The sequence below is a fragment of the Actinomadura decatromicini genome (assembly GCF_008121305.1).
GTDB lineage: Bacteria > Actinomycetota > Actinomycetes > Streptosporangiales > Streptosporangiaceae > Spirillospora > Spirillospora syzygii.
Window position 1 is genome coordinate 1,690,164 of sequence record NZ_VSRQ01000001.1, and the last position, 26,689, is coordinate 1,716,852.

Sequence of the window (26,689 nt, forward strand, 5' to 3'; positions counted from 1 at the left end):
CTTCCCGGGAGAAATGGCCCGTCCTGTCCGCGTGGCGAATCTTCACCACCGGTTCGCCGACCGGGACTCGGCACCGCCGCCGGTCCAGCAGCGGTGATCAACCGCTACCGCCGTCCAAGACGACCCGCACCAGCCCTGCAGCTACCCGCCCCTCGGCCATCACCGCCTCCTCTTCCCAGGTCGCATCTCACCCAAGGAGGACTGTTCTGCAATTATTAGACCCGACCACAAACCGACACAATACCCGCATTCAAGGTTTTTCCGACCCAAATCAAAACGATCACGGATCTCAAGATTAACTGACAATGAATCTTGAAGAAGAGTCACAAATTTCCTCCTGCAACGCACCGAGTAATGTGAAAATCAGACGTGACACTGTTCGCGAATGTCTTACCGGATCCGCTACAGCGTGGCGGTGCCTGAGTGAGGTAATCGGACGCCTGTTCGGGCGAGACCATCGGGGAGCGCCCGTAGCGCGTACGACCCGCCTGAACTCCCGTTCGGAGCCGAAGCCGAGGTCCACCAGAATGTGACCGCCTCCCGCGATGCCTTCACCGCCAGCGGAAACGAGTACTTCATCAACGTCGGCGAGCAGAGCAAGATCCTCTCCGCAGGATCACCGGGGCGGGTAATCGGTGAGCTAGTCGAGCAAGCCGCGCTGGCATTGGAGGTTCATCAAGCGTTCGAGGCGAACACGTCCAGGCAGGTGCAAGTGCTGTCGGCGTACCCGCCCGCCCCGTCGGTCGGAAAACCGGGCGGGTGTCCCAGCGACCGGTGAGGGTGGAAGACCTGGACTGACCAGGCATCACCGCGCGGCCCGGTAAAAGAACGCGCCATCGCGTACCGGTCCCCACGCCGTCGCCTTCCAGCCCGCAGGTCCTGCTACCGGTCGTGTTCCCAGTTGCTTACCCCCGAGCGGGGCCGGACCGAGGTGAGCGAGCAGGTAGAACAGCCAGGTAATGGCGGCACCCGCGACGACCGCGCCGCGCGAAGGCCCCGGACGAGCGACCCTGCCGCCACGTCCGAAGCCCGACGAGAGCGAGCGGGGCGCTCACTCGCCAGTCCCACGCGGGGCCGCCCGGCCCCTGGTCAGCGATACATGAGAACCGCGCCGTGCTGGCACGCCGCTGGCGTGCCAGCGCCGTGCTGGCACGCCGCTGGCACAAACGGCGCCTCAACCGACTCAACGAAACCATCGCCAGAAGGTGCTCGGACGCATCGAACGCCACAAGGAAGAACTGAAGCAGGACGCCGACCTGCTGTCCTCGATCGCGCAGGAACTCGTCGACGTCCGCATCCTGGAGAACGAGAAGCCGAGTTCCTCACCTGCGGAAGCGGGCGAGTAGCCGTGGGACGACCGCCTCTGCCCGTGGGCACGGCCGGAAAGATCCGCTTCGACAAACTGGGCAAGCAACGCGTGCGAGCACGGGTCGAGGTCCGGGACTACGACGGGGAAACCCGCGAGGTCAACAGGTCCGGCCCTACTCGCGCGGCGGCCGAACGACGGCTGAAGGAGGCGCTGCGTGATCGGGTCGGCCTCCCGACCAACGGGAAGATCACCGCGGACACGCGGCTACGCGACGCCGCGACGCTGTGGTGGGAGGAGGCAGAGGAGTCCGGCAACCTGTCGGAGCAGACACACGAGATCTACCAGCGCGCTCTGAAAAGGATCCTCAAGGGCCTCGGCGGCCTGCAGATGCGTGAGATCGACGTGCCGGCGGCGGACCGGTTCATCAAGGCCGTGCGGAAGAACAACGGCGCCAGCGCGGCCAAGACGGCCAAGGGAGTGCTGTCACTGCTGCTCGGAATGGCCGTGCGTCACGGCGCCCTCGGGGCGAATCCGGTCCGCGAGACGGCCAAGATCTCCACCGGCAGGCCAGCTCGGGTGCGGGCCCTCACCCCGGCCGAGGAGACCGCCATGCTGACCAAGGTCGCCGCCGACCAACAGGCCCGGCAACGCGACGTCCCCGAACTGGTGGAGTTCCTGGACGGCACCGGGATGAGGATCGGTGAGGCCCTGGCCGTCCGGGCCGAGGTGATCGACCTGGAGGCCGGTGTCCTGGACACCTCACACCCGTACGGTGACCGGATGATCACGATGATCAGCGGCGACGGCACGCCGACCCATCACCGGGCGGGAGACGCCGGCCTGCTGTTCCCGGCCTGTTCGGCGGCGTGCGCAACACCAGCAACGCCAGCCGGGATCCTTCACAGGGAGCATTCGTAAATCGGGAGTATTTCGGGACCGCAACACAGAAGCCGCTGGCCAAACATGCGCTGGCCAGCGGCTTTGTGTCAAGTGGAGGTGGCGGGAATCGAACCCGCGTCCTTCGGTGATGGGTCAGGGCTTCTCCGGGTGCAGCCTGCTTGGCGTTTTCTCAGTCCCGGCGCTCACGCAGGCGTGTCGCCGACGGGCTCAGTCGCTGTTTGTTGTTCCTACCGGCCCCGCGACCGGGCTGGTAGGTGGAGTCTCCTTACGATGCCAGACCCCGGTTCGGAGACGCTACCGGGCTGACAGAGTTCGCTCCTCGCTCAGGCGGCGAGGGCGAACTCGGACTGCTTCTTGTTGGCAGTTATTGGTTTGCTGTCACAGGATTTACGAGGTCACGACAGCAACCCTCGACCCGCTTCCCCTGGCTCGAACGACCGAAGTCGAAGCCGGTCACCCCCATGTTGAGTTGTCAAAACGGGCACCCTAGGGCGTCCGTACGACGACGTTACAAGGTTAACGCGGGCAGCGGCAACGTAATTCCCCGGCCGGGGGCACCGTGAGCCCCGGTGGGCGTGCGCGTGGCGCGCCCACCGGGGTCGACCGGCAGGGTCGGGCCGGTCCGGACGGCAGAGCCTCCCCCGAGACGAGGCTCTGGTCTCATCACGGCGACTGAGTCCGCAACCCCCCAAGCGGAATCTCAGTCACCCGGAAAGACGCTCGGGGGTGACGGGATGGTTGCGCCCAGGGCGTAAAGAGCTGACAAAGTCGCGGCGCGGCCTGGTCAGCCCGTGGTTCGGGCGGTCCGCGGAGCGCCCCGCAGGAACAGCGCGGCGACCTGGGCGGTGGGGACGCGGCCCTCGACGGCGAGCGCGAAGGCGCGGTCGCCGGCGGAGCCGACGAACCAGGAGACCGTCTTCGTGCGCCCGCCCTCCTCGTAGGTGGCGAGCGCGGCCACGCCGACGACGTCGCCGGACACGCGGGCGGGCCGCGCGTTCCCGCGCCTCGCCGTCTGGTCGAGGACCTTCTTGAGGCCGGCGATCGGCTCGGCCTGGAGGCTCTGCGCCTGCGGCGGCTGGACGGTCTGCTGGATGTCCTTCAGCACGTACGGCGGCCGCCAGGTGCCGCTCTGCGCCGCGCCCGCGACCAGGGCCATCGCGAGCGGGCTCACCCGGACGTTCCCCTCTCCGACCATCATCGCGGCCTTCTCGCCGTCGTTGGCCGGGGTGGGCACGGAGCCGGTGAAGGCGGGGACGCTGAGCCCGTAGTCCTTGCCGAGGCCGAACTGCGCCGCCTCCTTGACGAGGGTCTGCGCGTCCAGCTTGGAGCCGAGCCCGGCCAGGGCGGTCTTGCAGGACGCGGCGAAGTGGTCGGCCAGGGTGGCCTTGGGAAGGGTCCTGTTCGTGAACGTCTTGTCGCCGATGGTGACGGTGGCGGGGCAGGTCGTCTCCGTGGACGCCTTCATCCCCGCCTGGGAGAACAGCGCCTCGGTCGACACGATGCCGAACGCCATGCCGGGGGGGTAGCGGCCCTCGAACGCGAGGTTGCGGCCGTTCGTCCCGTGGTTGGACACGGCCCGCACCTCGCCGGTGCTCGGCCGGACCTCCACCAGCGACGCCGGATAGGGCAGCTTGCTGAGGGCGTTGTCGGCGCGCGCCTGGAAGGCCGGGTCGAGGGTCGTCTGCACCGCCTGCGGCTTCTGGCCCTCCCAGGACCGCAGCTCCTCGGTGTTCTTGCCGCTCTCGTCCTGCGCGACGACCTGGACGGTCGGGGTGCCCGCCAGGCGGCGCTGCTGGAGGAGCTGGACGCCGCTGACGCCGATCGTGTCGCCCGGCTGGTAGGGGGCGCCGACCTGCTGGAGGCGGTCGGCGGTCGCGGGCCCGAGGTTGCCGATCAGCTCGGGCGCGTACCCGGGCGCGATCGGCGCCTGGATGCCCTTGAACTGGAGCCCCGGCACGTTGCCGAGCCGCTGGATCAGCCCCCAGTGCGCGGGGACCTGGAGGGTCAGCAGCGGCAGGAACTCCTGCGGCGGCGCGGACCGGACGCGGCCGAGGAGGCGCTCGGCGTCCAGCCGCCGCCCCCCGTCGATCTTGGTCTGCCTGGTGAGCAGGTCGATGGTGCGCTTCGGGTCGGCGAGCTGCCCGGGGTACACGCCGACCATGTACGCGCCGGTCACCCGCAGCACGGACCGGCCCTGCGTGTCGGTGATCTGGGCGCGCTTCGGCACCTTGGTCACCACCGCGAGCCGCTGCCCCTGCCGCAGCTTCGTGTGGATGATGGACGGGCTCCACACGACCTTCCACTTGCCGCCGACGCGCCGCAGGTGCATCAGCCCCGGGTACTCCCACGGCTGGCCGTTCTCACCGAGGTCGATCTTCACGGTGAAGCGCGCGTCGGCCTCGTCGCCCTTCTTGACGATCTGGTCGACCTCGCTGCCCGGCACCTCGGTGCCGAGCGACAGCCGCAGGGACGCCGCGTCGAGCTGCTGCCGGACGCGGCTCAGCGCGTCCTCCACCTGGTCGCGGTCGAGGCCGACGGTCCGCCCGGCGGCGGCGTGGTAGTTGCCGACCTGCCAGGCGATCAGGAAGTCGCGGACGGCGGGCATCGCGGACGGCTCCGCCCAGCACCCGGTGGTCATCGTCGCGACGAGGGCGCCGCATCCCGCGAGCGCGACCGCCCGGCGGCCGCGCCTCCAGGCCGGCGTCCGCGTCCCCGCCGGAGCCCGCCTCCGGCCGCGCTTGCTCATCGACACCCTTCACCGTCTCCTGAACCGGGCCGCCGCAGCCTTCTGCATCTCGCGATCGGCCTCCCGCTTGGCGATGGCCTGACGCTTGTCGTACGACTTCTTACCACGGGCCAATCCGATCTCGACCTTGGCCTTGCCGTCCTTGAAGTACAGCGAGAGCGGGATCAGCGTCCAGCCCGGTTCCTCCGACTTCGTGATGATCTTCTGGATCTCGCGCTTGTGCAGGAGGAGCTTGCGGCGGCGGCGCGGCGCGTGGTTCGTCCAGGTCCCCTGCGTGTACTCGGGGATGTGGACGTTCTCCAGCCAGATCTCGCCGTCGCGCACATGGGCGAAGCCGTCGACGAGGGACGCGCGGCCCGCGCGCAGCGCCTTGACCTCCGTGCCCATCAGCACCATGCCCGCCTCCCACGTGTCGTCGATGTGGTAGTCGTAGCGGGCCCGCTTGTTCTGGGCGATCAGCTTGTTCGAGGTGTCCTTCTTGCGCCCGGTGTCCCGTGCCACTTCGTCAGTCCTTGTCCGTCGCGTGTAGGCCGCGCAGCACCGTCCGGGCGCGGCGCTCGGCCTCCCTGGGTGGCGGGTCGAAGCCCTTCCCGTATGTACGCGATCCTACGATCACCGCGCGGCTCGCAGGTCACGACGGGCCCGCCGGCGAGGAACGACGACGCCGTGCGGACGAGGTGGGATCGTCTTGTTCGACGATCGCGCCGCACCGTGAGTTCGACCGGTTCGACCGGTTCGGCCGGGCGTCCACGCGGCGCGGCGGGGACGGGGGCCGGAAGACGCGGACCGGGACATGCCGCAAGTGTAGGGCGGCACGGGGCACCGGATCCGGCGGTCCCGCCGGATCCGGTCATCGCGTCAGATTCTCAGATATCTCCGGAGCGTCAGGAACGACGAGAGGGCGCAGAGCAGCACTCCGAAGCAGATCGACACGATCATGACGGCGACCACCGTGCTCCAGCCGAGCTGGCTGACGAGCTGGACGTCCCCCGCCAATCTGTCGATCAGCAGTGTCTTGCTGAACACAAGCAAGATGGAGGCGAACATCCCTCCGATCAGGCCCGCGATCGCGCCCTCCAGGATGAACGGCATCTGGATATAGGTGTTGGACGCGCCGACCAGCCGCATGATGCCCGTCTCCCGGCGCCGGTTGAACGCCGACAGCCGGACGGTGTTGCCGACCAGCATCACCGCGGCCACCACCTGGATCAGCGCGATCATCAGCGCGGCGACCTGGAGGCCGTTCAGGATCCGGAAGAACCGCTTCAGGATCTCCTGCTCGTTGATCACCGTGTCCACGCCGGGACGGCCGAGCACCGCCTGCGCGACCGCCTTGTACTCCTCCGGGTTCTTGAGCTTCACCCGGAACGAGTCGGGGATGTCGCCCTCGCGGGTGCTCTCGACGAAGCCGGGCGAGCCGGAGAAGCGGTCCTTGAACCGGGCGTACGCCTGCTGCTTGCTCTCGTACTGGACGCCCGAGACCTGCGACATCCCCTTCAGCTGCGACTGGAGCGCCTGCCGCTGCTGGTCGGTGACGTCCTGCTTCTGGCAGCTCGGATTGGAGCTGGTCTTCGCGCACAGGAAGATCGAGACCTCGATCTTGTCGTACCAGTAGCTCTTGGACGCGCGGACCTGTTCGCGCAGGAGCATCCCTGTGCCGAAGAGCGCCATGGCGATGGCGACGGTGATGACGAGGGAGATCGTCATCGTCATGTTCCGGCGGAGACCGATCCAGATCTCCTGGAGAACGAACTGTACGCGCATGCCTCGCTGTCCTTGATCGCCTGTGTCCCGCCGGAAGCCTGGGCCGTCCGCTCCGGAACACGGCCGGAGCGCGGCCTGAAAGCGGCCCGGGCGCGGCCCGATGCGGGGGTCCTGCCTCTGGGCCTCGGGGTTTCGTACGACCCGGCAGGAATCGATGGTTCAGATGGTCTGGGTATGCGGTTCGGTCGGGTGGGCGGGCTAGTACGCCTGCCCGTACACGCCGCGCGACTGGTCGCGGACGACGCGGCCGTCCTCCAGCTCGACGACGCGCTTGCGGAACGCGTCGACGATCGCGGCGTCGTGGGTGGCCATGACGACGGTGGTGCCGGTCCGGTTGATGCGGTCCAGCACCTTCATGATGCCGATCGAGGTGGCGGGGTCGATGTTCCCCGTCGGCTCGTCCGCCAGCAGGATCATCGGCCGGTTGACGAACGCCCGCGCGATGGCGACGCGCTGCTGCTCGCCGCCGGACAGCTCGTCCGGCATCCGGTGGGCCTTGCCCTCCAGGCCGACGAGGTCGATGACCTCGGGGACGACCTTGCCGATGAAGCGCCGCGGCTTGCCGATCACCTCTAGGGCGAACGCGACGTTCTCGAAGACGTTCTTGTTGGGAAGGAGGCGGAAGTCCTGGAAGACGCAGCCGATCCTGCGGCGCAGGTGCGGCACCTTCCAGTTGCTCAGCCTGCTCAGGTCCTTGCCCGCCACGTGCACGTGACCCTGGGAAGGACGCTCCTCCTTGAGGATGAGGCGCAGGAAGGTCGACTTCCCCGAGCCGGACGGACCCACCAGGAACAGGAACTCGCCCTTTTCGATGGCGACGTTCACATGCTGCAGAGCGGGCCGGTTCTGGCTCGGGTAGACCTTGGTGACGTTGTCGAAATGGATCACGGCTGCATCACGGCGGTTCAGTCTAGGGGTTGGGGAGCGGCCCGGCGCGCGGTCGCGGACTCGTCCGCGCCTCGCGTTCTGCGCCGCCCGGCTCCGCGACCAGGTGGGACGCTGAGCCTTGGAGCAGTGTAGAGGGGTGAGTCAACTGGCTCGTCCCACTCGGAGTGGTACGGCCTCCCAGAGGCGGCGAGGCGTCCGATCGGTGACCATTCGTCGTCCGGTTCGCGGGGGGCGGGGGCCGGGAACACCGAACGGGCGCCACGAGTGTGCGGCGCGTGCCGTCCGATCAGTGCCATGCGAACCCGTCTCCCGACGTCCGGCCGTTTCGTACCGTCTAGCTCCCGGACTTGCCGGAACGACCATACAGTCCGGCTACGCTGGATGATGGCGAAAGATACCTAATGGGTGGACGTACACCCACAGGGTGGTCGTTTCGCGCACGGACCCGCATGCCGTTCTCGGAGATTGGGGCCACTACATGAGCTGCGAACATCTGATCTGCGCTCGGTGCTCGAACCCGGTGGTCGACGGACGCTGCCCCACCTGCCGCGAGGCCCGGTCGGAGCTGCACCGGCACGGCCCCTCGGTGCCGCCGTCGGTCGTCCTGGCCGGGCTGGTCGCGCTGTTCTTCGTCGCGCTCGTCCTGCAGCGCGTCTACGGCTAGGCCGGGCGCGCTCGGGGGAGCTAGGGCTTTTTGATCGGCGGAGTGGCGGCCTTGGAGATCGCCCCGTCGTCGGCCACCAGGTGCGCCTTGGCCTGGGTCTTGCCCTTCTTCGCCCGGGGCGGGTCGTAGGCGGCGAAATGCAGGGTCGCCGTGGTGTCGACCTCGTTGCCCTCGACGGTGCCGTCGAGCAGATGCTCCGCCTCTTCCGGGATCTCCGGCTTCGGGGTGGACGGGTCCTTCGCGACGAGGGAGCTGGTCCGGAACAGGGAGTAGATGATGAGGCCGCCGCCGTGCTCCGTCCGCAGGCCGAAGTAGGGGAACGGTGTCGCGGTGTAGACGACCTGGAGCGTGAGGTCGTGTTTCTTGGCGTCCTTCTTGGCCCGTTTGGCCTTCTGGTAGAAGCCCGTCGTGGTGGCACCGGACTTCATCACCTTGGCGGCGACGCTCCCCGGGCCCTCCGCCGCCATCGTCGCCTGGATACCGCCCACGTCACGCGGACGGATCAGCACCGACTGGTCGTCCGAGCCGAGCGCCGTCGCGTACCCGGCGTCGTCGATCTCGACCTTCGGTTCCTTCGCCTTCGGCTGGAGCAGGGTCGCCAGCGTCAGCTTCCACGAGTCGGACGGCCCGCGCAGCACGAACGCCATCAGCGCCCGGCGCCTGCTCTTGGACTCCCCCGCGACCGAGCGGTCCACGGACGCCACGAACCACTGCGGGTAGCCGTCGTCCTTCAGTTTCGGCACGTACAGCTTGGGAGCGCCGTACACGAACCGCCGCACCGGGTCGCCGTCGTAGGCCGCCTTGCGGAACTCGGCCGCGGTGAGCTGGGACTGGCCGTCGGACGTCCAGGTCAGCGCCAGCCGCTCGTCGCCCGCAGCGCGCGCCACGTCCTCGTCGGTGACATAGGTACGGAACGCCCGCTCCGCGACCTCCGGGGTCAGCGGGACGGACGGCGGCGGCGACGTCGAGGGCATGCTGACGGTGGGCCGCGCCTCCGTCCGGCCCTCCCCGCCCGCCGCGCAGCCCGCGGCGAGCGGCAGGACGAGGGCCGCTCCGGCCACGACCGTCCGCGTGAATCCGTACACAGATCCGTCCCCCGGACCGAGCTCCATGCCGACCGTCCACCGGCCGGGCTCCCTCTCGGCCCGTGATTCTTCCACCAACATGATATTGGCGGGACGCCCTGCCGGTCGTCCGGCACGTGGGCACGGGCCGCCCCGCTCGGGCCCGTGGGGCGCCCGCACGTTGTCCACAGGGCGTCCGCGCGCGACCAGCAGTGCCGGGACGGCGCTAAGCTCGGGGACGTGGCAGGCATCGAACCGGAAGAGGAGCTCAAGGAGCTCGGCTCGACACTGTCCGGCATCGAGCAGGTGCTGGACCTCGACGGCATGCGGCGCGACATCGCCGAGCTGCGCGAGCAGTCCGCCGACCCCGAGCTGTGGAACGACCAGGAGCGCGCCCAGACGGTGACGCGCCGCCTGTCCTACCTGGAGGCCGAGCTCAACCGCGTCGAGGCGTTGCGCCAGCGGCTGGACGACACCGTCACGCTCTACGAGCTCGCCGGCGAGATGGACGACGAGGCCACCCGCACGGAGGCCGACGAGGAGCTCGCCGCCCTGCGCAAGGCCGTCCAGCAGCTTGAGGTCCGCACGCTGATGTCGGGCGAGTACGACGCCCGCGAGGCGCTCGTCACCATCAACGCGCAGGCTGGCGGGGTCGACGCCGCCGACTGGGCGGAGCAGCTCCAGCGCATGTACCTGCGGTGGGCCGAGCGCCACAACTACCCGACCGAGGTGTACGAGACGTCCTACGCCGAAGAGGCCGGGATCAAGTCGACGACCTTCACCGTCAAGGCCCCCTACGCCTACGGGACGCTGCGCGGCGAGCACGGGACGCACCGCCTCGTCCGCATCTCCCCGTTCGACAACCAGGGCCGCCGCCAGACCTCGTTCGCCGGGCTGGACGTCGTGCCCGTGGTCGAGCAGAGCGACCACGTCGACATCGACGAGAACGACCTGCGGATCGACGTGTACCGGTCGTCCGGGCCGGGCGGCCAGGGCGTCAACACCACCGACTCCGCGGTGCGGATCACCCACCTCCCCTCCGGGATCGTCGTGTCCTGCCAGAACGAGCGCAGCCAGATCCAGAACAAGGCGACGGCGATGAACGTCCTGCAGGCGAAGCTCCTGGAGCGCAAGCGGCAGGAGGAGGCGGAGAAGATGTCCGCCCTGCGCGGCGAGGGCACCAGCAGCTGGGGCACGCAGATCCGCAACTACGTGCTGCACCCGTACCAGATCGTGAAGGACCTGCGCACCGGCGTCGAGGTCGGCAACCCGTCCGGCGTGCTCGACGGCGACATCGACGAGTTCATCGAGGCCGAGATCCGCTGGATGCGCCAGCAGGAGCAGTAACCCACGCCGCTCCCCCGGCGGTGGTGAGTCCCGCGCCGAGAACTTTCTCGGCGAGTTTCGTATTCAGAGAGTGACCTGTCGGTCACTCTGCGAAGATGTCCTGCGGTCCGGATCGCCGACGCCATATCGGGGGGCTTCGCATGGCCGCACGCACCGCCACCACCGCCTCAGTCACCTCATCCCTGCTGGTCGCCGCGGCGCTCAGCGCGGGATGCTCGGGCGGCGGGAACAACACTTCGTCCGCAGAACAGGGCGAACCCGCGGGCACACCCGCACTCAGCAGGGCGCAGGCCGAGCAGGTGCTCGCGTCCTACTCCGACCGCGCGAACCAGGCCGCGCGGCGCTTCAACGGAACGGCCCTGAGCACGATCGAGGCCGATCCGCAACTGTCCATGGACGTCGCGGCGCTGAAGTTCCGCCGCGCCGCCCGGCAGCGCGCACCGAAGGTGGAGTTCACGCCCACGGCGTACTACATCCCGCGCCTGACCGGCTATCCGCACTGGTTCGCGTCCGCCGTGGTCAGCGGGAAGGGCAAGCAGACGCTCCAGTACGCGATGCTGTTCACGCAGGCCAGGGAGGGCGCGCCCTGGCTGCTGGCCGCGGCGCCCTACTCGGGGGAGGACGTCCTCAACCGGGTCGCGCTGGCCCCGGACGGCACGGCCACGCCGGTCCGGCCGGACGCCGACGGCCTCGCCGTCCCGCCGGAGCGGCTGCCGCGGGCGCACGCCGCGCTGCTCACCGAGGGCCCGCGGGCGTCCGGCGCGGCGCTCCTCGCCGACGGGGCGAAGACCAGCGAGACGTACAAGGCGCTCCAGCAGGGCGAGAAGACCCTGGCCGGACGCGGCGTCACGCTCTCGTCGCGGTTCTCCACCACCCCGTACGGGGTGTACGCGCTCCGCACGAAGGACCGCGGGGCCCTCGTCTGGTACGTCCTCAAGCAGAACGAGGCGTACTCGTCGTCCAAGCCCGGCGCGCTCACCGTCGGCGGCGACCTCCTCGGTCTCGCCCCGGCCCGCGCCGCGACGACGCGGATGGACACGACCGTCCTCGTCCAGTACCTGGCGACCGTCCCGCCGAAGGGACGCGCCGCCGTCGCCGCCATGTACCGCAAGGCCGTCGCGGTACACGGCTCCTGACCTCCACCGGGTGCCGGGCGGTCCCGCTCCTCCGACCGCTGCAGCGGGCCCGCTCCGGCACCCGGTGGTGTTCTCGCTTCCGTGTGGACGGAGCGGGTGGCCGCAGGGCGGCCCCCTGGGCTAGTCAGCGGGGAGTGAACTGGCGGTGACCAGGGTGCGGATCGCGCCCAGGGCTACCGAGAGGGTCGCCAGGTCGAAGCTGTCGCTCTCCCAGATCTCGCTCAGGGTCTGCTGGGCTCGTTGGACGGCCGGCCTGTTCTTCTCCGCCCAGTGGACCATGCGCTCCTCCGGCTGGCCGCCGGGTTCGCTGGTGACGAGGACGTCCCTGGTCAGGGCCGCGTGGGCGGTGTACAGGTCGTCGCGGAGCGCGGAGCGGGCCATCGAGCGCCACTTGTCATCGCGGGGCAGCGCGATGATCCGTTCGCGGAGCCGCGACAGTTGCAGCCGGTCCGCGAGGTCGAAGTAGACCTCCGCGACCTCCTCCACCGGGCGTGCCGTGTCGTGGGCGATGCCCACCAGGTCGAACGTGGAGAAGGCAGGGACGAACGTCGCGCACCGCTCGGCCAGCTCGTCCGGGACGCCGCGCTGCGCGAACCCGTCCCGGCGCTGCTCGAAGGCGGACAGGTCCAGGCCGACGAGCAGCTTCGACAGGTGGGTGCTGAGCGTGGCGGCGCTGCCCGCGAAGAAGTCGATCGTCTCGCGGATGTCGAACGGCGGGCGCCGGTTGTGCAGCAGCCAGCGGGCGCCGCGCTCGGTGAGCTTGCGCGCCTCCAGCAGCATCGCGATCTGCGTCGACTCGTCCACCTGGTCGGACAGGCCCTCGACCGACCGCCAGAACTTCGGCATCTCGAACACGTCGCGGGCGACGAGGTAGGCGCGGGCGATGTCGGACGACGACGCGCCCGTCTCCTCGTTCATCCGGAACACGAACGTGGAGCCGCTGGCGTTGATCAGGTCGTTCACCACGGCGGTGGTGATGATCTCGCGGCGCAGCGGGTGCCGGTCCATGTAGGGCCGGAACCGTTCGCGCAGCGGGGTCGGGAAGTAGTCGACCAGCCACGACTCCAGGTAAGGGTCGTCGGCCAGGTCGGAGGCGACGAGGTCGTGGTCGAGGGCGAGCTTGGCGTAGGCCAGCAGGACGGAGAACTCGGGGCTGGTGAGCCCGAGCCCGGACTGCCGCCGCTCGGCCAGGGCCTTGTCGTCCGGCAGGAACTCAAGGCGCCGCTGGAGGCGGCCGTCCCGTTCGAGTTTCCGCAGGTAGCGGGCGTGGATGTGGAGCATCGCCGGGGCCTGCGCGCGGGCCGCGGCGAGCACGACGTTCTGCGCGTAGTTGTCGCGCAGGACGAGCCGTCCGACCTCGTCGGTCATCTCGTAGAGCAGGCCGTCGCGCTGCTCGCCGGTCAGCTCGCCGTCCCGCACCGCCTGGTCGAGCAGGATCTTGATGTTGACCTCGTGGTCGGACGTGTCGACCCCGGCGGAGTTGTCGATGAAGTCGGTGTTGATGAGTCCGCCGCCGCGGGCGAACTCGATCCGGCCGAGCTGGGTGACGCCGAGGTTGCCGCCCTCGCCGACCACCTTGCAGCGCAGCTCGCCGCCGTCCACCCGGACGGGGTCGTTGGCCTTGTCGCCGACGTCGGCGTTGTTCTCGGCGGACGACTTGACGTAGGTGCCGATGCCGCCGTTCCACAGCAGGTCGACGGGCGCCTTGAGGATGGCCCTGATCAGCTCGAACGGCGCGAGCGCCTTGACGCTGTCCGCGATGCCGAGCGCGACCCGCATCTGCGGGGTGAGCGCGATCGACTTGGCGGTGCGCGGGAACACGCCGCCGCCCTTGGAGATCAGCGCCGTGTCGTAGTCGGCCCAACTGCTGCGCGGCAGCTCGAACAGGCGGCGGCGCTCGGCGAACGAGGCCGCCGGGTCGGGGTCCGGGTCGATGAAGACGTGCCGGTGGTCGAACGCCGCGACGAGGCGGATGTGCTCGGACAGCAGCATCCCGTTGCCGAACACGTCGCCGGACATGTCGCCGATGCCGACCGCGGTGAACTCCTCGCTCTGGACGTCCTTGCCGAGCGCGCGGAAGTGGTACTTCACCGACTCCCAGGCGCCGCGGGCGGTGATGCCCATGCCCTTGTGGTCGTAGCCGACCGACCCGCCCGAGGCGAAGGCGTCGCCGAGCCAGAAGCCGTACTCGGCGGCGACCCCGTTCGCGATGTCGGAGAACGTCGCGGTGCCCTTGTCGGCGGCGACCACCAGGTAGGTGTCGTCGCCGTCGTGCCGGACGACGTTCGGCGGCGGGACGACCTTCCCGTCCACGAGGTTGTCGGTGAGGTCGAGCAGGCCGGAGATGAAGTCCTTGTAGCAGGCGATCCCGGCCTGCCACCAGGCGTCGCGGTCGACGGACGGGTCGGGCAGCTGCTTGCCGACGAACCCGCCCTTCGCCCCCGCCGGGACGATCACGGTGTTCTTCACCGCCTGCGCCTTGACCAGCCCGAGGATCTCGGTGCGGAAGTCCTCGCGGCGGTCGGACCAGCGCAGCCCGCCGCGCGCCACCGACCCGAACCGCAGGTGCACGCCCTCGACCTTCGGCGAGTACACGAACACCTCGTACTTCGGGCGCGGCTCGGGCAGGTCGGGGATGCCCTGCGGGTCGAACTTCATCGCCAGGTACGGCTTGCCCTGGTAGTGGTTCGTGCGCAGCGTCGCCTGGACGAGCGCCAGGTACGCGCGCAGGATGCGGTCCTCGTCGAGGCTCGCGACCTCGTCCAGCTTGCCCTGGAGCTCCTCGGTGATCCCGGCGCTGCGCTCCTCCTCGCCGCCCTGCAGGGACGGGTCGAGGCGGCTCTCCCACAGCCGGACGATCAGCCGCGTGATGGACGAGTTCCGCAGCAGCACCTGCTCGATGTACCGCTTGGAGAACGTCGTCCCGGCCTGGCGGAGGTACAGGGCGTAGGAGCGCAGGATCATCGCCTGCCACCAGTTCAGCCCGACGTGCAGGACGAGCGCGTTGAACCCGTCGTTCTCGATCTCGCCGCGCCACAGCCGGGTGAAGGCGTCCTGGAACAGCCCCTTGACGGCGTCCTCCGCGACGTCGGCGGGCGGCTGGTACCGCAGGCCGAGGTCGTAGATCCAGTAGCGCTGCCCCTCCGCCGAGTTGATCTCGTAGGGCCGCTCGTCGATCACCTCGACGCCCATGTTCTGCAGCAGCGGCAGGACCCGGGACAGCGAGATCGGCTCGCCCAGCCGGTAGATCTTCAGGCGCCGCTCGCCGGGCTCGGCGCCGTCCGGCTCGTACAGGTCGATCGACGTGTCGGCGTCGCCGGACAGGTCGTCCAGGCGGCGCAGGTCGGCGACGGCGGTGCGGGCCGGGAAGTCGGCCTTGTAGCCCTCGGGGAACGCCTCGCCGAAGCGGCGGGCGAGCGTCCCGGAGCGTTCCTCGCCGCACTGGTCGACGATCGCGTCGCCGAGGTCGTCCTCCCAGGAGCGGATGGCGGCGGCGAGGCGCGCCTCCAGGTTGGACACGTCGACGTCGGGCAGCGGACGGCCGCGCTCGCCCCGCACCACGACGTGCAGCCGGGCGAGGTTCGACTCGGTGACGTTCGCGCTGTAGTCGACGCTGACGCCCTCGAACGCCTCCCTCAGCATCTCCTGGATGCGCAGCCGGACCTTGGTGGTGTAGCGGTCGCGCGGCAGGTAGACCATGCAGGACATGTAGCGGCCGTACATGTCCTTGCGCAGGAACAGCTTGAGCTGGCGGCGCTCGCGCAGCCGCAGCACGCCGAGCGCGATGGGGAGCAGGTCGTCCACCGACATCTGGAACAGCTCGTCGCGCGGGTAGCCCTCCAGCGTCTCGACGAGGTCCTGCCCGTCGTAGCTGTCGGCGGGGAACCCGGCCTGCTCGAGCACCTCCTCGAGCTTGCGCTTGAGAACGGGCACGTGCGCGATCGACTCGCTGTAGGCGACGTGGGTGAACAGCCCGAGGAAGCGGCGCTCGCCGATGACCGCGCCGGACCCGTCGAACTTCTTCACCCCGATGTAGTCGAGGTACAGCGGCCGGTGGACGGTGGAGCGCGAGTTCGCCTTGGTGATGACGAGCAGGCGCTTCTCCGTCGCCTTCTCGCGCACCTCGGGCGGCAGCGCCGCGAAGCTGTCGGACTCGCGCTTGTCGCTGCGCAGGATGCCGAGGCCGGTGCCGGGCTCGGGGCGCAGGGCGAGCCCGTTGTGCCCGTCCGCGTCCTCGCCCTCGGTGAGGGTGTAGTCGCGGTAGCCGAGGAAGGTGAAGTGGCCGTCGGCGAGCCAGTCGAGCAGCTCGACGCCTTCGGCGAGCTCCTTCTCCGGCAGCGGCGGCGCGGCCGCCTTGATGGCGGCGGCGATCTCCCCGGCGCGGGCGCGCATCTTCGGCTCGTCCTCGACGGCGACGCGGACGTCCTGGAGGACGCGCAGCAGGTCCTTCTCGAGCCGGTCGAGGGCGGCCGGGTCGCTCGTCCGGTCGACCTCGATGTGCATCCACGACTCGTCGATGTCGTCGTCGCTGTCGAGCTTGCCGCGGAAGGCCCGCAGGTGGCCCGCGACGTCGCGGTCGACGCCGAGCAGCGGGTGGACGATCAGGTGCGTGGCGAGCTGGTGCCGGGACAGCTCCATCGTGACCGAGTCGACGAGGAACGGCATGTCGTCGGTGACGACCTGGACGACGGTGTGGCCCGGGTCCCAGCCGTCCTCGTCCAGCGTCGGGGTGAAGACGCGGACCTTCGCGCGTCCCTGCGGCCGCTCCTCGCCGAGCGCGCGGTGCGCCATCGCGGGGCCGCAGACGGCCGCCGGGTCGCGGGACAGCAGGTCCTCGCGGTCGACGTGGCGGTAGTAGAGCCGGAGGTAGGCGACGGCCTCCTCCAGGTCCTCGCCGCGCGCCCCCGGATGCCCCGCGCATGTTTCCGCGGCCCGCCTGAGCAGGTCGTCCTTCGCTTGATCGAGCATGCCGCCCATCAACAACAACTCCCCTAGAGAACCTTCGCCACTCCGTTGTGGCGACGCTCACTGCACGAGCGTAGCTACGAAACACCGCAAAACCGACCTACCCGGCCGGGACGGCGACGTGGCCTGCCCCACCCTGCTCATCCCAGCCTGCCAGGCCGCCGCGGACGTCCGTCGACGATCGGCGAACTCGTCCCAGGGGTTGGGACGGATCTTGCGAAGGCCCTGCTAGGGGGCGGGATTGCCCGACGGGTCGGGCGGTCCCGAGGGGTCGCCGGGACCGCTGGAGGGGTCGGACGGCCCGTGCGAGTCGGGCGGCGTCGGCTTCGTCGGCTTGGTGGCGGACGGAGTCGGGCTGGTCGGCGTCGGGCTGTCGGACGGCGACTCGGAGGACTGCGTCGGCTGATACGTCGGCGTGGTCTGCGTGTGCGCGGGTTTCCGGCTCGTCGGCAGCTCCATGCTCGGGACGGAGCCGGACGAGGTGGGCGGCGCGCTCGGGTCGGCGACCTTCTGCCCCGCCTTGCCCTTGTCGCCGGAGCTGAGCGCGAGGACGGACGACACCACGACGATCGCCACGAACAGCGCGGCGGCCCCGGCGAGCAGGGCCGAGCGGCCGGACCCGGCGAGCACGCCGCGCAGGCCGCGGCCGCGGCCGCCGCCGTCGCCCGGCGCGACCGGGTCGAGGTCGCTGGGCAGCGTGTTCCCGGCGGCCCATTCGGCCGGGGTCTGGTGCAGGTCGTCGTGCAGGTGGTCGTGGAGGCCGTCGTGCAGGTCGTCGTCCGGGTCGTCCTCGGACCGTCCGAACGCGCTGTGGAACGCGACCGCGGCCGGGGACGCCTCCGGGTCGTTGAAGACGGGCTCGTCGTCGTAGGCGGCGTCGTCGTCGAAGACGGGGTCGTCGCCGAACACCGGGTCGGGGTCGAAGACGTCGCCGGTGACGGCCTCCGCGGCGCGGACCGAGCCCGCGGCGAGCATCGCGTTCTCGTCGGTGTCGTCGGCGGGGCGGGCGTCCCGGCGCCGCGGCCCGTGCAGCGAGGCGTCGTCGTGGCCGAGCAGCCGCATCAGCACCTGCCGGGCGCCGGGCCGGTCGGCCGGGTCCTTCTCCAGGCAGTCGAGCACCAGCTCGCGCAGCGCGCCGCCGAGGTCGCCGAGGTCGGGCTCCTCGTTCAGGATGCGGTTGATCACGGCGGGGATCGTGTCCTGGCCGAACGGGGGCTCGCCGGTGGCGGCGAACACCAGGGTCGCCGCCCAGCAGAACACGTCGGCGGGCGTCCCGACCTCGTCGCCGCCGATCTGCTCGGGCGCCATGTAGGACGGCGTGCCGATCACCCGGCTGGTGAGCGTCGTCCCGGCGCTGAGCGCGCGGGCGACGCCGAAGTCGATGACGCGCGGGCCGTCCGGGCCGATCAGCACGTTGTGCGGCTTGAAGTCGCGGTGGACGATCTTCGCCTGGTGGATCGCGGCGAGCGCGGTCGCGGTGCCGACCGCGAGCCGGTCGAGGGCGGCGCCGTCCAGCGGGCCGTGCGCCATGACCTGCTGGTTCAGCGACGGCCCCCGCACGTACTCGCTGACGATGTAGGGCCGCTCGCCGTCCGCGTCGGCGTCGATCACCTGCGCGGTGCAGAACGGCGCGACCCGCTTGGCGACCTCCAGCTCGCGCAGGAACCTCGCCCTGGCCTTGTCGTCGGACGTCAGCTCGGCGTGCAGGAGCTTGATCGCGACCTGCCTGCCGTCGTCGTCCGCGCCGAGGAAGACGGTGCCCTGACCGCCCTCGCCCACCCGGCCGATCAGGGCGTACGACCCCAGCCGATCCGGGTCCCCGGACCGCAGCGCCCCAACCTCCATGCGTGGAACCGTCCCTCTCTCGATCGACGGGCCGCCTGATGCCCCCTGCGGCCCGGATCACCCCTCTGACTGTGAGACGCCTGAGGCCCGCGTGAAGTTCACCCGGTCATGCGACCTTACGGTGTGTTCTGCGGCACCGCGTCCCGTCGGCCACGAATGGCCGGACGACAACCTTAATGCGGACAGAATCCGACTAGGGGGTGAAGTGTTGGAGGACTTCCGGGTTGGCCATGGAGTCGCGGTTGGCCGCCTCGTCCACCGGGGTGCCCTGGAGGATCTTGCGGACGGGGACCTCCAGCTTCTTGCCCGACAGCGTGCGCGGGACGCCGGGGACGGCGTGGATCTCGTCCGGGACGTGCCGGGGCGACAGCGCCGTCCGCAGCTCGCGCTTGAGCCGTCCGAGCAGGTCGTCGTCCAGCGACGCGCCCTCCGCGAGCTGGACGTACAGCAGCAGCCTGCCCTCCCGGCCGAGCCGTCCGGTGTCGATGACGAGGCTGTCGGCGATCTCGTCGAACGCCTCGACGACGCGGTAGAAGTCGGACGTCCCCATCCGGACGCCGCCCCTGTTCAGGGTGGAGTCGGACCGTCCGTAGATGACGCAGCCGCCGTCCGGGAGGATCTTCAGCCAGTCGCCGTGCCGCCAGGTGTCCGGGAACATGTCGAAGTAGGACTCGCGGTACCGCTCGCCGTTCTCGTCGTTCCAGAAGAACACCGGCATGGACGGCATGGGCTCGGTGATGACGAGTTCGCCGACCTCGTCCACGACGGGCTTGCCGTCGTCGCCGAACGCCTCGACCTTCGCGCCGAGGCCCCGGCACTGGATGACGCCCGCGCGCAGCGGAAGCAGCGGCGACGGCCCGACGAACCCGGTGCACAGGTCGGTGCCGCCGGAGAACGAGCCGAGCAGCAGGTCGCTGCCGACCGCGTCGTACACCCACGCGAACCCTTCGGGCGGGAGCGGTGAACCGGTGGAGCCGATGCCGCGCAGCCCGGAAAGGTCGTGTTCCTCGCCCGGACGCTGCCCGTCCTTGGCGGACGCCGTGATGTACGGCGCGCCGACCCCCATGTAGGTGACGCCGCTCTCGGCGGCGAGCTTCCACAGCTCGACGGGGGCCCCGTCGTACATGACGACGGTCGCACCCACCAGAAGACCGCCGATGAGGTAGTTCCACATCATCCAGCCGGTCGTGGTGAACCAGAAGAAGACGTCCTCTGGCCCGAGGTCCTGGTGGAAGGACAAGGCTTTGAGGTGCTCCAGGACGACCCCGCCGTGCCCGTGCACGAGCGGCTTGGGCAGGCCCGTCGTCCCCGACGAGTAGACGACCCACAGGGGATGGTCGAACGGGACGGCCTCGAACTCGAGGGTGTCGTGCCCGGGACGGGGCAGATCGCCGTAGTGCATGCCGACGCGCAGACCGTCCGGGGTGGCGGCCGGGTCGAGGTAGGGGATCAGGACCGTGGCGGCGAGGGTCGGCAGCGCGGCCTCGATCTCGGCGACGACGCCGCCGCGGTCGAACCGCTTGCCGTTGTAGGCGTAGCCGTCTACGGCGATGAGCACCTTGGGCTCGATCTGCGCGAACCGGTCGATCACCGAGGAGGAGCCGAAGTCCGGGGAGCAGGACGACCAGATCGCGCCGAGCGACGCGGTGGCGAGGAAGCAGATCAGCGCCTCGGGGATGTTCGGGACGTAGGCGGCGACCCGGTCGCCCTTGCCGACGCCCAGCTCGGCCAGGCCCGCGCGGACCTCCGCCACGTGCAGCGCCAGCTCCCGGTGCGAGATGACGCGGTGCCCGCCCGCCTCGGAGCGGAAGACCACGGCCGTCTCGTCCGGGGCCTCCTCGGCCCGGCGCAGCGCGTTCGCCGCGTAGTTGAGGGTCGCGCCGGGGAACCATTTCAGGCCGTCGACCGGCATGGGGCCGCCCGTCCGGACGGGGCCGTCGCCCCGCTCGCCGACGACCTGGAAGTACGACCAGATCGCGTCCCAGAAGGCGTCGACCTCGGTGACCGACCAGCGCCAGAGGTCGTCGTAGGACTCGGTGAGGACGCCCCGGTCCCACAGCCAGTGGACGAAGTGGGTCACCCGCGCGTTCGCGACGACCTCCTCCGACGGCTCCCACAGCGTCGAGCCTTCGGTCACCTCACGGGACATCTCGCTCCCTCCCCGCCGCGCGGCGCCGCGCGGCCATCCCAATATCGGGCCGGTCCCGCATTCCACGCAACCTACCGCCGCCCGCTCCACGCCCAGCTCACAGCCCCCGCCGCCGAGCCGGTCGCGGGTCAGATGCGGGTCAGCTCCGCGACGGCGCTGACGACGGCGTTCGTGTCGGCGAGGGTCGCGAGGACGCGATCGGCGCCCGCCGCGCGCAGCTCGGCCTGGGTGGCGCTGCCGGTGGCGACGGCGATGATCGGCGAGCCCGCGATGCGGGCGGCCTGGACGTCGCGGGGCGAGTCGGCGATGTAGACGGTCGCCGCCTCGGGGTAGCGGGCGCCGTGCCGCTCGGCGGCGCGGGTCCGGGCGAGTTCGAGGAGGGCGGCCTTGCTGTAGACGCCGTTCTCGTAGCCGCCCGCGTCCAGGTCGAGGCGGGGCGCGAGGCCCAGCTCGGTCACCTTCAGGACGGCGTTCGGCCGCACCGACCCGGTCAGCACCGACTGCACCACGCCGGGGACGTGGGCGAGCGCCTCGACGGCCTCGCGCGCACCGGCGAGGACGCGGCCGTGGGCGCGCAGGTCGGCGCGGCGGGTGCCGAACGCCTCGGCCAGCGCGGTGAAGAAGGCGGGCAGGTGGTCGTCGGTGGTGACGACGTCGTTGAACGCGAGGGTCTCGAAGATGATCTCGGACTCGGTGCGGCCGGGGGTGGGCGCGAGCCGGACGAGGGGCCGTCCGATGGTCCGCTGGAACGCCTCGGCGTAGGCGTCCCGGGTGACCCGCCCGACGTCGACCAGGGTCTGATCGATGTTCCACAGCACCAGACGGTTCAGCGTCGACATCCCGTTCCCATGCGCGGCTAGTTGAGCGTGGATGGGCCGACCTTATCGTCGGCCTTTCTCCACGCTGCACGCAACCAGGGTGCTGCTCGCTAGCCCATGTGGGGGTAGCGGTAGTCGGTCGGGGGGACGAACGTCTCCTTGATGGAGCGGACGCTCGTCCAGCGGGTGAGGTTGAAGACCGAGCCCGCCTTGTCGTTGGTGCCGGACGCGCGGGCGCCGCCGAACGGCTGCTGCCCGACGATCGACCCGGTCGGCTTGTCGTTGATGTAGAAGTTCCCGGCGGCGAACCGGAGGGTCTCGGTGGCGGCGTCGATCACGTGCCGGTCCTCGGCGATGATCGAGCCGGTCAGCCCGTACTCCGAGACGCCCTCCATCTGGTGCAGGACGGTCTCGTAGTCGCCGTCGTCGTAGACGTGCACGGCGAGGATCGGCCCGAAGTACTCGTCGGTGAAGACCTCGTCGGTCGGGTCGGACGCCTCCAGCACCGTCGGCCGGACGAAGTAGCCGTCGGAGTCGTCCAGCGTGCCGCCCACCAGGATCTGGATGGACGCGGTGGCGCGGGCCCGCTCGATCGCCCGCTCGTGCTTGGCGAACGCCCGGTCGTCGATCACCGCGCCCATGAACAGCGACAGGTCCTCGGCGACGTTTCCCATGGTGAGCGACTCGGTCTCGGCGAGGAAGCCGTCGCGCATGCCGTCCCAGACCGAGCGCGGGACATAGGCGCGGGACGCGGCGGAGCACTTCTGCCCCTGGTACTCGAACGCCCCCCGGACCAGCGCGGTCTTCACCACGGCCGGGTCGGCGGACGGGTGCGCGACGACGAAGTCCTTGCCGCCGGTCTCGCCGACGACCCGCGGGTACCCCTTGTAGGCGGAGATGTTCTCGCCGATCGTCCGCCAGAGGTTCTGGAAGGTGGCGGCGGAGCCGGTGAAGTGCAATCCGGCGAGGTCGGGGTGGCGCAGCGCGACGTTCGAGACGGCCCGCCCGTCCCCGGTGACGAGGTTGATCACGCCGGGCGGGAGCCCGGCGGCCTCCAGCACCCGCATCGTGAAGTGCGCGGCGAGCTGCTGCGTCGGGGACGGCTTCCACACCACGACGTTCCCCATGATCGCGGGCGAGGTCGGCAGGTTCCCCGCGATCGCGCTGAAGTTGAACGGGGTGATCGCGAGGACGAACCCTTCGAGCGGCCGGTACTCCAGCCGGTTCCACATGCCCGGCGACGACAGCGGCTGGATCTCGTGTATCCGTTGCGCGTACCGGACGTTGAACCGCCAGAAGTCGATCAGCTCGCAGGCCGCGTCGATCTCGGCCTGCTGCACCGACTTGGACTGCCCGAGGATCGTCGCGGCGTTCAGCGTCGGCCGCCACGGCCCGGCGAGCAGGTCGGCGGCGCGCAGGAAGATCGCGGCGCGGTCGTCGAAGGACATGGCCCGCCAGCCGGGCGCCGCCTCCCGGGCCGCCGCGATCGCCTCGACCACGTCCGCCTCGCTCGCGTTCCCCATCCGGCCGAGGACGTGGCGGCGGTTGTGCGGCTCGACCACGTCGACCGGCGTGCCCGCGCCCATGCGCCGCTCCCCGCCGATCGTCATCGTCAGCTCGGTCTGCGCGCCCGCGAGCTCCTTGATCCGCGCCTCCAGCGCGGCGCGCTCGCCGCTGCCGGGCGCGTAGCCGCGCACCGGCTCGTTCACCGGCTCCGGGACGGTGGTGACGGCGTCCATCTGACGGCCCCCTGCGAATACGACTGGCGTTGTCGCAGGCCCTACCCGCCCACGTCCGGCCATACCGCCAGCCCGGCGAATCGCCGAGCGGTCAGTCGAGCAGGTGGGGGAGCTCCTGGGTGGCGTACCAGAGGAGGTCGTGGCCCTCGGCGCCGTCGACCGTGAACCGGGCGTCGTCGTCGCCCGCGTCGGCGGCCGCGAGGGCCTCGACGGCGGCGGCGACGTCGGGGACGGCGTCCTCGTCGTCCACGTGCCCGGACGCGATGCGCTGCCAGGGGATCACCGCGGCGACCTCGACCAGGGCCCGGTCGTCGTCGGCGAGCCGGGCGTCGCCGGGCGTCCGGCGCACCAGGTCGTCGGTGACCTCGGCGGCGAGGACCACGCGGCGGCGCGGCGCGGCCGGGTCTTCGGCGAGCAGCCGCAGCGAGGCGCGGGCGGCGGCGGACATCGCCGCGTACTCCAGCTCCTCCAGGTCGCCGCCGACGTACCACTCGCGCAGCGCGGGCGTGACCGCGTGCGCGGCGAGCGGGGCGGGGCCGACCTCCCGCGCGGCGTGGGCGCGGGCGAGCAGCGTGAGCGTGGACGGCAGGTAGAGGCGCATGAGGTCAGCCAGTCTGCCAGACCGTCACGGCAGGACGCGCAGGCTCCGCAGTTCGGCGATCGTGGCGCCCGGGGCGGTGTGGTGGATGCCCCGGATGCCGAGCGCCTCCGCCGCGCGGACGTTGTGCTCGATGTCGTCGATGAAGACGCAGTCGGCGGCGTCCAGCCCGAGGAGGCCGAGCGCGTGCCGGAAGATGCGCTCGTCCGGCTTGCGGAGCCCGACCTCGGACGAGATCACGACGGCGTCGAAGAGGTCCGCGAACAGGTCGTGCGGATAGTCGTTGCCCCACGAGTTGGACAACAGGGCCGTGCGGGCGCCGGCGGCGCGGACCGCGCGGAGCGCGTCGTACATCGGGTGGACGGGCGCGAACGCGCCGAACATCCGGGCGATCAGCCCCGCCGCCTCGACCGGGTCGCCCTCGACGGTGCGCAGCTCGGCGGCGAGGAGGCCCTCGAACTCCGCGACGGGGAGCGAGCCGTCCTCCAGGCCGTGGATCGGGTTGACGTCGCTGCCGTCGTACGCCTGCTTGACCCAGGCGCGCATGACGTCCTTGTAGCGCTCCACGTCGATGCGCTCGGCGGCGAGCCACACGTCGATGGCGTCGTTGAGGGGGGACGTCAGCACGCCGCCCCAGTCGGTGATCACGGCCTTGACCGGTCGTTCGTCGGGCACGTCCCAGATCGTAGGCGATTCCGGGCGATTCACCGAACCGCGTTCTACCCGCCCGGCCGCGCCGGACGGGGGCGCGGGGTCCGTGATCATGCGACCGGTGCGGGGACGATCGCATGATCACGGAGATTTCCTAGCGGCCGGCGTCTCCCCCGCCGGGCCGTCCGTTCCGGTGCGCTCTCCACCGGGGTTCGCTCACGCCGACCTGAGCCGCTGCAGCGCCTCGCGGACGCCGCCGTCGGTCTCTTCGAGCACCACCGTCGCGCGCGCCGCGGGGACCTCGCCGAGCAGCGAGACCAGCGCGACCCGCGTGTTGCCGCCCGCCTCGGTGAGGGCGTTCTCGCAGGTCCGGGCGTCCATCCCGGTCGCCTCGGTGAGGATGCGCACCAGCCGGGCGCGCAGTTTGGAGTTCAGCGCGTTCACGCTGACCATCAGGTTGGAGTAGGTGCGCCCCATCCTGATCATCAGTGTGGTGGAGAAGGAGTTGAGCACGAGCTTGGTCGCCGTGCCCGCCTTCATCCGGGTGGAGCCGGTGATCACCTCGGGCCCGGTGGCGAGCCCGATGTGCACCTCCACCTCGTCTCCGTAGGGGGTGTGCGGGTTGCAGCTGATCAGTGCGGTGCGGGCGCCGAGCGCGGTGGCGGCGCGCAGCGCGCCCACCACGTACGGGGTGCGGCCGCTCGCCGCGATCCCGACGGCGACGTCCCCTGACTGGACGTCGCGCGCGTCCCGGCGGCCGAGCTCGACGTCGTCCTCGACGTCCGAGATCGCCTGGGACAGGGCGCCGGGCCCGCCCGCGTGGTGCGCCACGACGCGGCCCCAGATGCCGAACGTCGGGGGCAGCTCGGCCGCGTCGATCACGGCCAGCCGGCCGGACGTCCCGGCCCCGAAGTAGTGCACCCGCCCGCCGGAGCGGAGCGAGTCCACGGCGATGTCGACCAGCCGGGCGACCTCCGGCAGGACGGAGGCCACGGCCATCGGCACCGTCGCGTCCTCAGAGTTGATCAGGCGCAGCACCTCCAGGGTCGGCAGCGTGTCGACGTCGAGGGTCCGCGGGTTGCGGCCCTCGGTGGGGAGCTCGCAGTCGATCACCGACGCCTCCGGTCGGGTCGCACGGTCCGGCCGCGGACCGCCTCGAATGTGGCTTCCAGGGCCTTGCGGGTCGGCCCGTAGGTGCGCTGCGCCACTCCGACGAAGACGCAGTCGACCACCGTGAGCTGCGCCAGCCGGCTGGCGGTGGCGCCGGAGCGGAAGGTCGTCTCCCGCGCCGCCGTGGTCAGGATCAGGTCGGCCACCTCCGCGATCGGGGACTTGGGGAAGTTGGTGAGCGCGACCGTCCGCGCGCCCCTGCTCCGGGCGACCTCCATCGCGTCGATCGTCTCGACCGTCGCGCCGGTGTGCGAGATGCCGATCGCGACGTCCCCGGTCTTCAGGACGGCGGCGCTGGTCAACATGATGTGCGCGTCCGCCCAGGCCGAGCAGACGCGGCCGATCCGGTGCAGCTTCTGCTGGAAGTCGGCCGCGACGAACGCGCTGGCGCCGACCCCGTAGACGTCGACCCGGTCCGCGGCGACGACCGCGTCCACGACCTGTTCGAGCATCTTGATGTCGAGCTGCGAGGCGGTCTCCTCGACGGCGCGGGCGTCGGCGAAGGTCACCTTCTCGACGATCTGTTCCAGCGAGTCGTCGGGACTGATGTCACTGCCGATGACCCGCCCGCCGGCGGCGCTCTGCGCGCGTCCCGCCTCGGTGGCGAGGGTCAGCCGCAGCTCCGGGTAGCCGTGAAACCCGATCGCCCGGCAGAACCTGATGACCGTGGTTTCGGACGTGCCGCAAGTCTGGGCGAGTTCGGTGATGGTGGAGTTGGCGACCCCCTCGGGGTCGTCGATGACACGTTGAGCGACACGTCGCTCGGCGGGGGGCAGCGAGGGCAGCAGCGAGCGGACCCGCACCACGGTGCTCAGCGGCGTCGCCTCTCTGTCCCTCTCTCTGTCGTTTGTCTGCACGTGAGACGCCGCCTCCTCTCGTGGCGCACCGGGCTCCCCCGTGATCCCCCGCTCGGCGCCCTGTTCGGGGCTCCGCTCG

At 70.7% G+C, this 26,689-nt stretch carries 20 protein-coding genes and 1 other RNA gene; 6 read left to right on the forward strand and 15 right to left on the reverse strand.

From position 1 onward, the window contains the following. The first annotated feature begins 529 nt into the window (after positions 1-529). The 3 genes from FXF68_RS06985 (at position 530) to FXF68_RS06990 (ending at position 2,227) form a co-directional block, all read left to right on the forward strand. Positions 530-778: a hypothetical protein gene (locus FXF68_RS06985; protein WP_148758016.1), complete on the forward strand. Its 249-nt coding sequence runs from the start codon at positions 530-532 to the stop codon at positions 776-778. Between the two features lie 427 nt (positions 779-1,205). Next, positions 1,206-1,346, forward strand: coding sequence for a hypothetical protein (locus FXF68_RS42165; protein ID WP_187437774.1), 141 nt, complete (start codon positions 1,206-1,208; stop codon positions 1,344-1,346). Positions 1,347-1,348: 2 nt separating this feature from the next. Next, positions 1,349-2,227: a tyrosine-type recombinase/integrase gene (locus FXF68_RS06990; RefSeq protein WP_148758017.1), complete on the forward strand. Its 879-nt coding sequence runs from the start codon at positions 1,349-1,351 to the stop codon at positions 2,225-2,227. A gap of 70 nt (positions 2,228-2,297) precedes the next feature. Here the strand turns inward: FXF68_RS06990 and ssrA are convergent. The 5 genes from ssrA to ftsE form a co-directional block, all read right to left on the reverse strand. Next, positions 2,298-2,670: a transfer-messenger RNA gene (gene ssrA, locus FXF68_RS06995) on the reverse strand. Positions 2,671-2,993: 323 nt separating this feature from the next. Next, entirely contained in the window at positions 2,994-4,955 is a 1,962-nt protein-coding gene (locus tag FXF68_RS07000; protein ID WP_148758018.1) for a penicillin-binding transpeptidase domain-containing protein, read from the reverse strand. A 9-nt stretch (positions 4,956-4,964) separates the two neighbouring features. After that, the gene (smpB, locus tag FXF68_RS07005; protein WP_148354156.1) at positions 4,965-5,456 is read right to left on the reverse strand and encodes an SsrA-binding protein SmpB; all 492 of its coding nucleotides are present in this window, start codon (positions 5,454-5,456) and stop codon (positions 4,965-4,967) included. Positions 5,457-5,813: 357 nt separating this feature from the next. Further along, positions 5,814-6,719, reverse strand: coding sequence for a permease-like cell division protein FtsX (gene ftsX, locus FXF68_RS07010; protein WP_148758019.1), 906 nt, complete (start codon positions 6,717-6,719; stop codon positions 5,814-5,816). A gap of 198 nt (positions 6,720-6,917) precedes the next feature. Then, positions 6,918-7,607, reverse strand: coding sequence for a cell division ATP-binding protein FtsE (gene ftsE / locus FXF68_RS07015; protein WP_021597771.1), 690 nt, complete (start codon positions 7,605-7,607; stop codon positions 6,918-6,920). 478 nt (positions 7,608-8,085) lie between these two features. On the opposite strand from ftsE, the gene FXF68_RS07020 reads away from it, so the two are divergent. Continuing rightward, positions 8,086-8,271 (forward strand): hypothetical protein, encoded by a 186-nt coding sequence (locus FXF68_RS07020; protein ID WP_148354158.1) that lies wholly within the window; start codon positions 8,086-8,088, stop codon positions 8,269-8,271. A gap of 20 nt (positions 8,272-8,291) precedes the next feature. On the opposite strand, the gene FXF68_RS07025 is transcribed toward FXF68_RS07020, so the two are convergent. Continuing rightward, positions 8,292-9,431 (reverse strand): DUF8094 domain-containing protein, encoded by a 1,140-nt coding sequence (locus FXF68_RS07025; protein ID WP_148758020.1) that lies wholly within the window; start codon positions 9,429-9,431, stop codon positions 8,292-8,294. A 144-nt stretch (positions 9,432-9,575) separates the two neighbouring features. Between FXF68_RS07025 and prfB the strand changes: the two genes are divergently transcribed. Beyond that, positions 9,576-10,682 (forward strand): peptide chain release factor 2, encoded by a 1,107-nt coding sequence (gene prfB / locus FXF68_RS07030; RefSeq protein ID WP_148758021.1) that lies wholly within the window; start codon positions 9,576-9,578, stop codon positions 10,680-10,682. Between the two features lie 140 nt (positions 10,683-10,822). Then, positions 10,823-11,818: a DUF8094 domain-containing protein gene (locus tag FXF68_RS07035; protein ID WP_148758022.1), complete on the forward strand. Its 996-nt coding sequence runs from the start codon at positions 10,823-10,825 to the stop codon at positions 11,816-11,818. Between the two features lie 120 nt (positions 11,819-11,938). Here the strand turns inward: FXF68_RS07035 and FXF68_RS07040 are convergent, their stop codons facing one another. The 9 genes from FXF68_RS07040 to FXF68_RS07080 all read right to left on the reverse strand — a co-directional run bounded on the left by FXF68_RS07040 (position 11,939) and on the right by FXF68_RS07080 (position 26,610). After that, the gene (locus tag FXF68_RS07040; RefSeq protein ID WP_148758023.1) at positions 11,939-16,795 is read right to left on the reverse strand and encodes an NAD-glutamate dehydrogenase; all 4,857 of its coding nucleotides are present in this window, start codon (positions 16,793-16,795) and stop codon (positions 11,939-11,941) included. A 216-nt stretch (positions 16,796-17,011) separates the two neighbouring features. After that, positions 17,012-18,628 (reverse strand): serine/threonine-protein kinase, encoded by a 1,617-nt coding sequence (locus FXF68_RS42985; RefSeq protein WP_222869828.1) that lies wholly within the window; start codon positions 18,626-18,628, stop codon positions 17,012-17,014. Between the two features lie 193 nt (positions 18,629-18,821). Next, positions 18,822-20,777 carry an acetoacetate--CoA ligase gene (locus tag FXF68_RS07050; protein WP_148758024.1) on the reverse strand — a complete coding sequence of 652 codons (1,956 nt, stop codon included), beginning with the start codon at positions 20,775-20,777 and terminating at the stop codon, positions 18,822-18,824. Positions 20,778-20,905: 128 nt separating this feature from the next. Then, positions 20,906-21,616, reverse strand: a complete 711-nt coding sequence (locus FXF68_RS07055; protein WP_148758025.1) for an HAD family hydrolase — start codon at positions 21,614-21,616, stop codon at positions 20,906-20,908. 89 nt (positions 21,617-21,705) lie between these two features. Continuing rightward, the gene (gene pruA, locus FXF68_RS07060; protein WP_148758026.1) at positions 21,706-23,334 is read right to left on the reverse strand and encodes an L-glutamate gamma-semialdehyde dehydrogenase; all 1,629 of its coding nucleotides are present in this window, start codon (positions 23,332-23,334) and stop codon (positions 21,706-21,708) included. A gap of 91 nt (positions 23,335-23,425) precedes the next feature. Continuing rightward, positions 23,426-23,935, reverse strand: coding sequence for a DUF6912 family protein (locus tag FXF68_RS07065; RefSeq protein ID WP_148758027.1), 510 nt, complete (start codon positions 23,933-23,935; stop codon positions 23,426-23,428). A gap of 24 nt (positions 23,936-23,959) precedes the next feature. Then, on the reverse strand, positions 23,960-24,607 hold the full coding sequence (locus FXF68_RS07070; protein WP_246178372.1) for an HAD family hydrolase: 648 nt from the start codon (positions 24,605-24,607) through the stop codon (positions 23,960-23,962). 192 nt (positions 24,608-24,799) lie between these two features. Then, a complete protein-coding gene (murQ, locus tag FXF68_RS07075; protein WP_148758029.1) occupies positions 24,800-25,696 on the reverse strand; it encodes an N-acetylmuramic acid 6-phosphate etherase in 897 nt (298 codons plus the stop codon). Next, on the reverse strand, positions 25,693-26,610 hold the full coding sequence (locus FXF68_RS07080; RefSeq protein ID WP_187437775.1) for a MurR/RpiR family transcriptional regulator: 918 nt from the start codon (positions 26,608-26,610) through the stop codon (positions 25,693-25,695). Before FXF68_RS07080 ends, murQ begins: the two co-directional genes overlap by 4 nt. Positions 26,611-26,689: the final 79 nt, after the last annotated feature.

Coding starts and splice junctions, on each gene's coding strand:
- FXF68_RS07000 (WP_148758018.1), bottom strand. CDS start 4,955: ATGAGCAAGCGCGGCCGGAGGCGGGCTCCGGCGGGGACGCGGACGCCG.
- ftsX (WP_148758019.1), bottom strand. CDS start 6,719: ATGCGCGTACAGTTCGTTCTCCAGGAGATCTGGATCGGTCTCCGCCGG.
- FXF68_RS07020 (WP_148354158.1), top strand. CDS start 8,086: ATGAGCTGCGAACATCTGATCTGCGCTCGGTGCTCGAACCCGGTGGTC.
- FXF68_RS07035 (WP_148758022.1), top strand. CDS start 10,823: ATGGCCGCACGCACCGCCACCACCGCCTCAGTCACCTCATCCCTGCTG.
- FXF68_RS07040 (WP_148758023.1), bottom strand. CDS start 16,795: ATGGGCGGCATGCTCGATCAAGCGAAGGACGACCTGCTCAGGCGGGCC.
- FXF68_RS42985 (WP_222869828.1), bottom strand. CDS start 18,628: ATGGAGGTTGGGGCGCTGCGGTCCGGGGACCCGGATCGGCTGGGGTCG.
- FXF68_RS07050 (WP_148758024.1), bottom strand. CDS start 20,777: ATGTCCCGTGAGGTGACCGAAGGCTCGACGCTGTGGGAGCCGTCGGAG.
- FXF68_RS07055 (WP_148758025.1), bottom strand. CDS start 21,616: ATGTCGACGCTGAACCGTCTGGTGCTGTGGAACATCGATCAGACCCTG.
- pruA (WP_148758026.1), bottom strand. CDS start 23,334: ATGGACGCCGTCACCACCGTCCCGGAGCCGGTGAACGAGCCGGTGCGC.
- FXF68_RS07065 (WP_148758027.1), bottom strand. CDS start 23,935: ATGCGCCTCTACCTGCCGTCCACGCTCACGCTGCTCGCCCGCGCCCAC.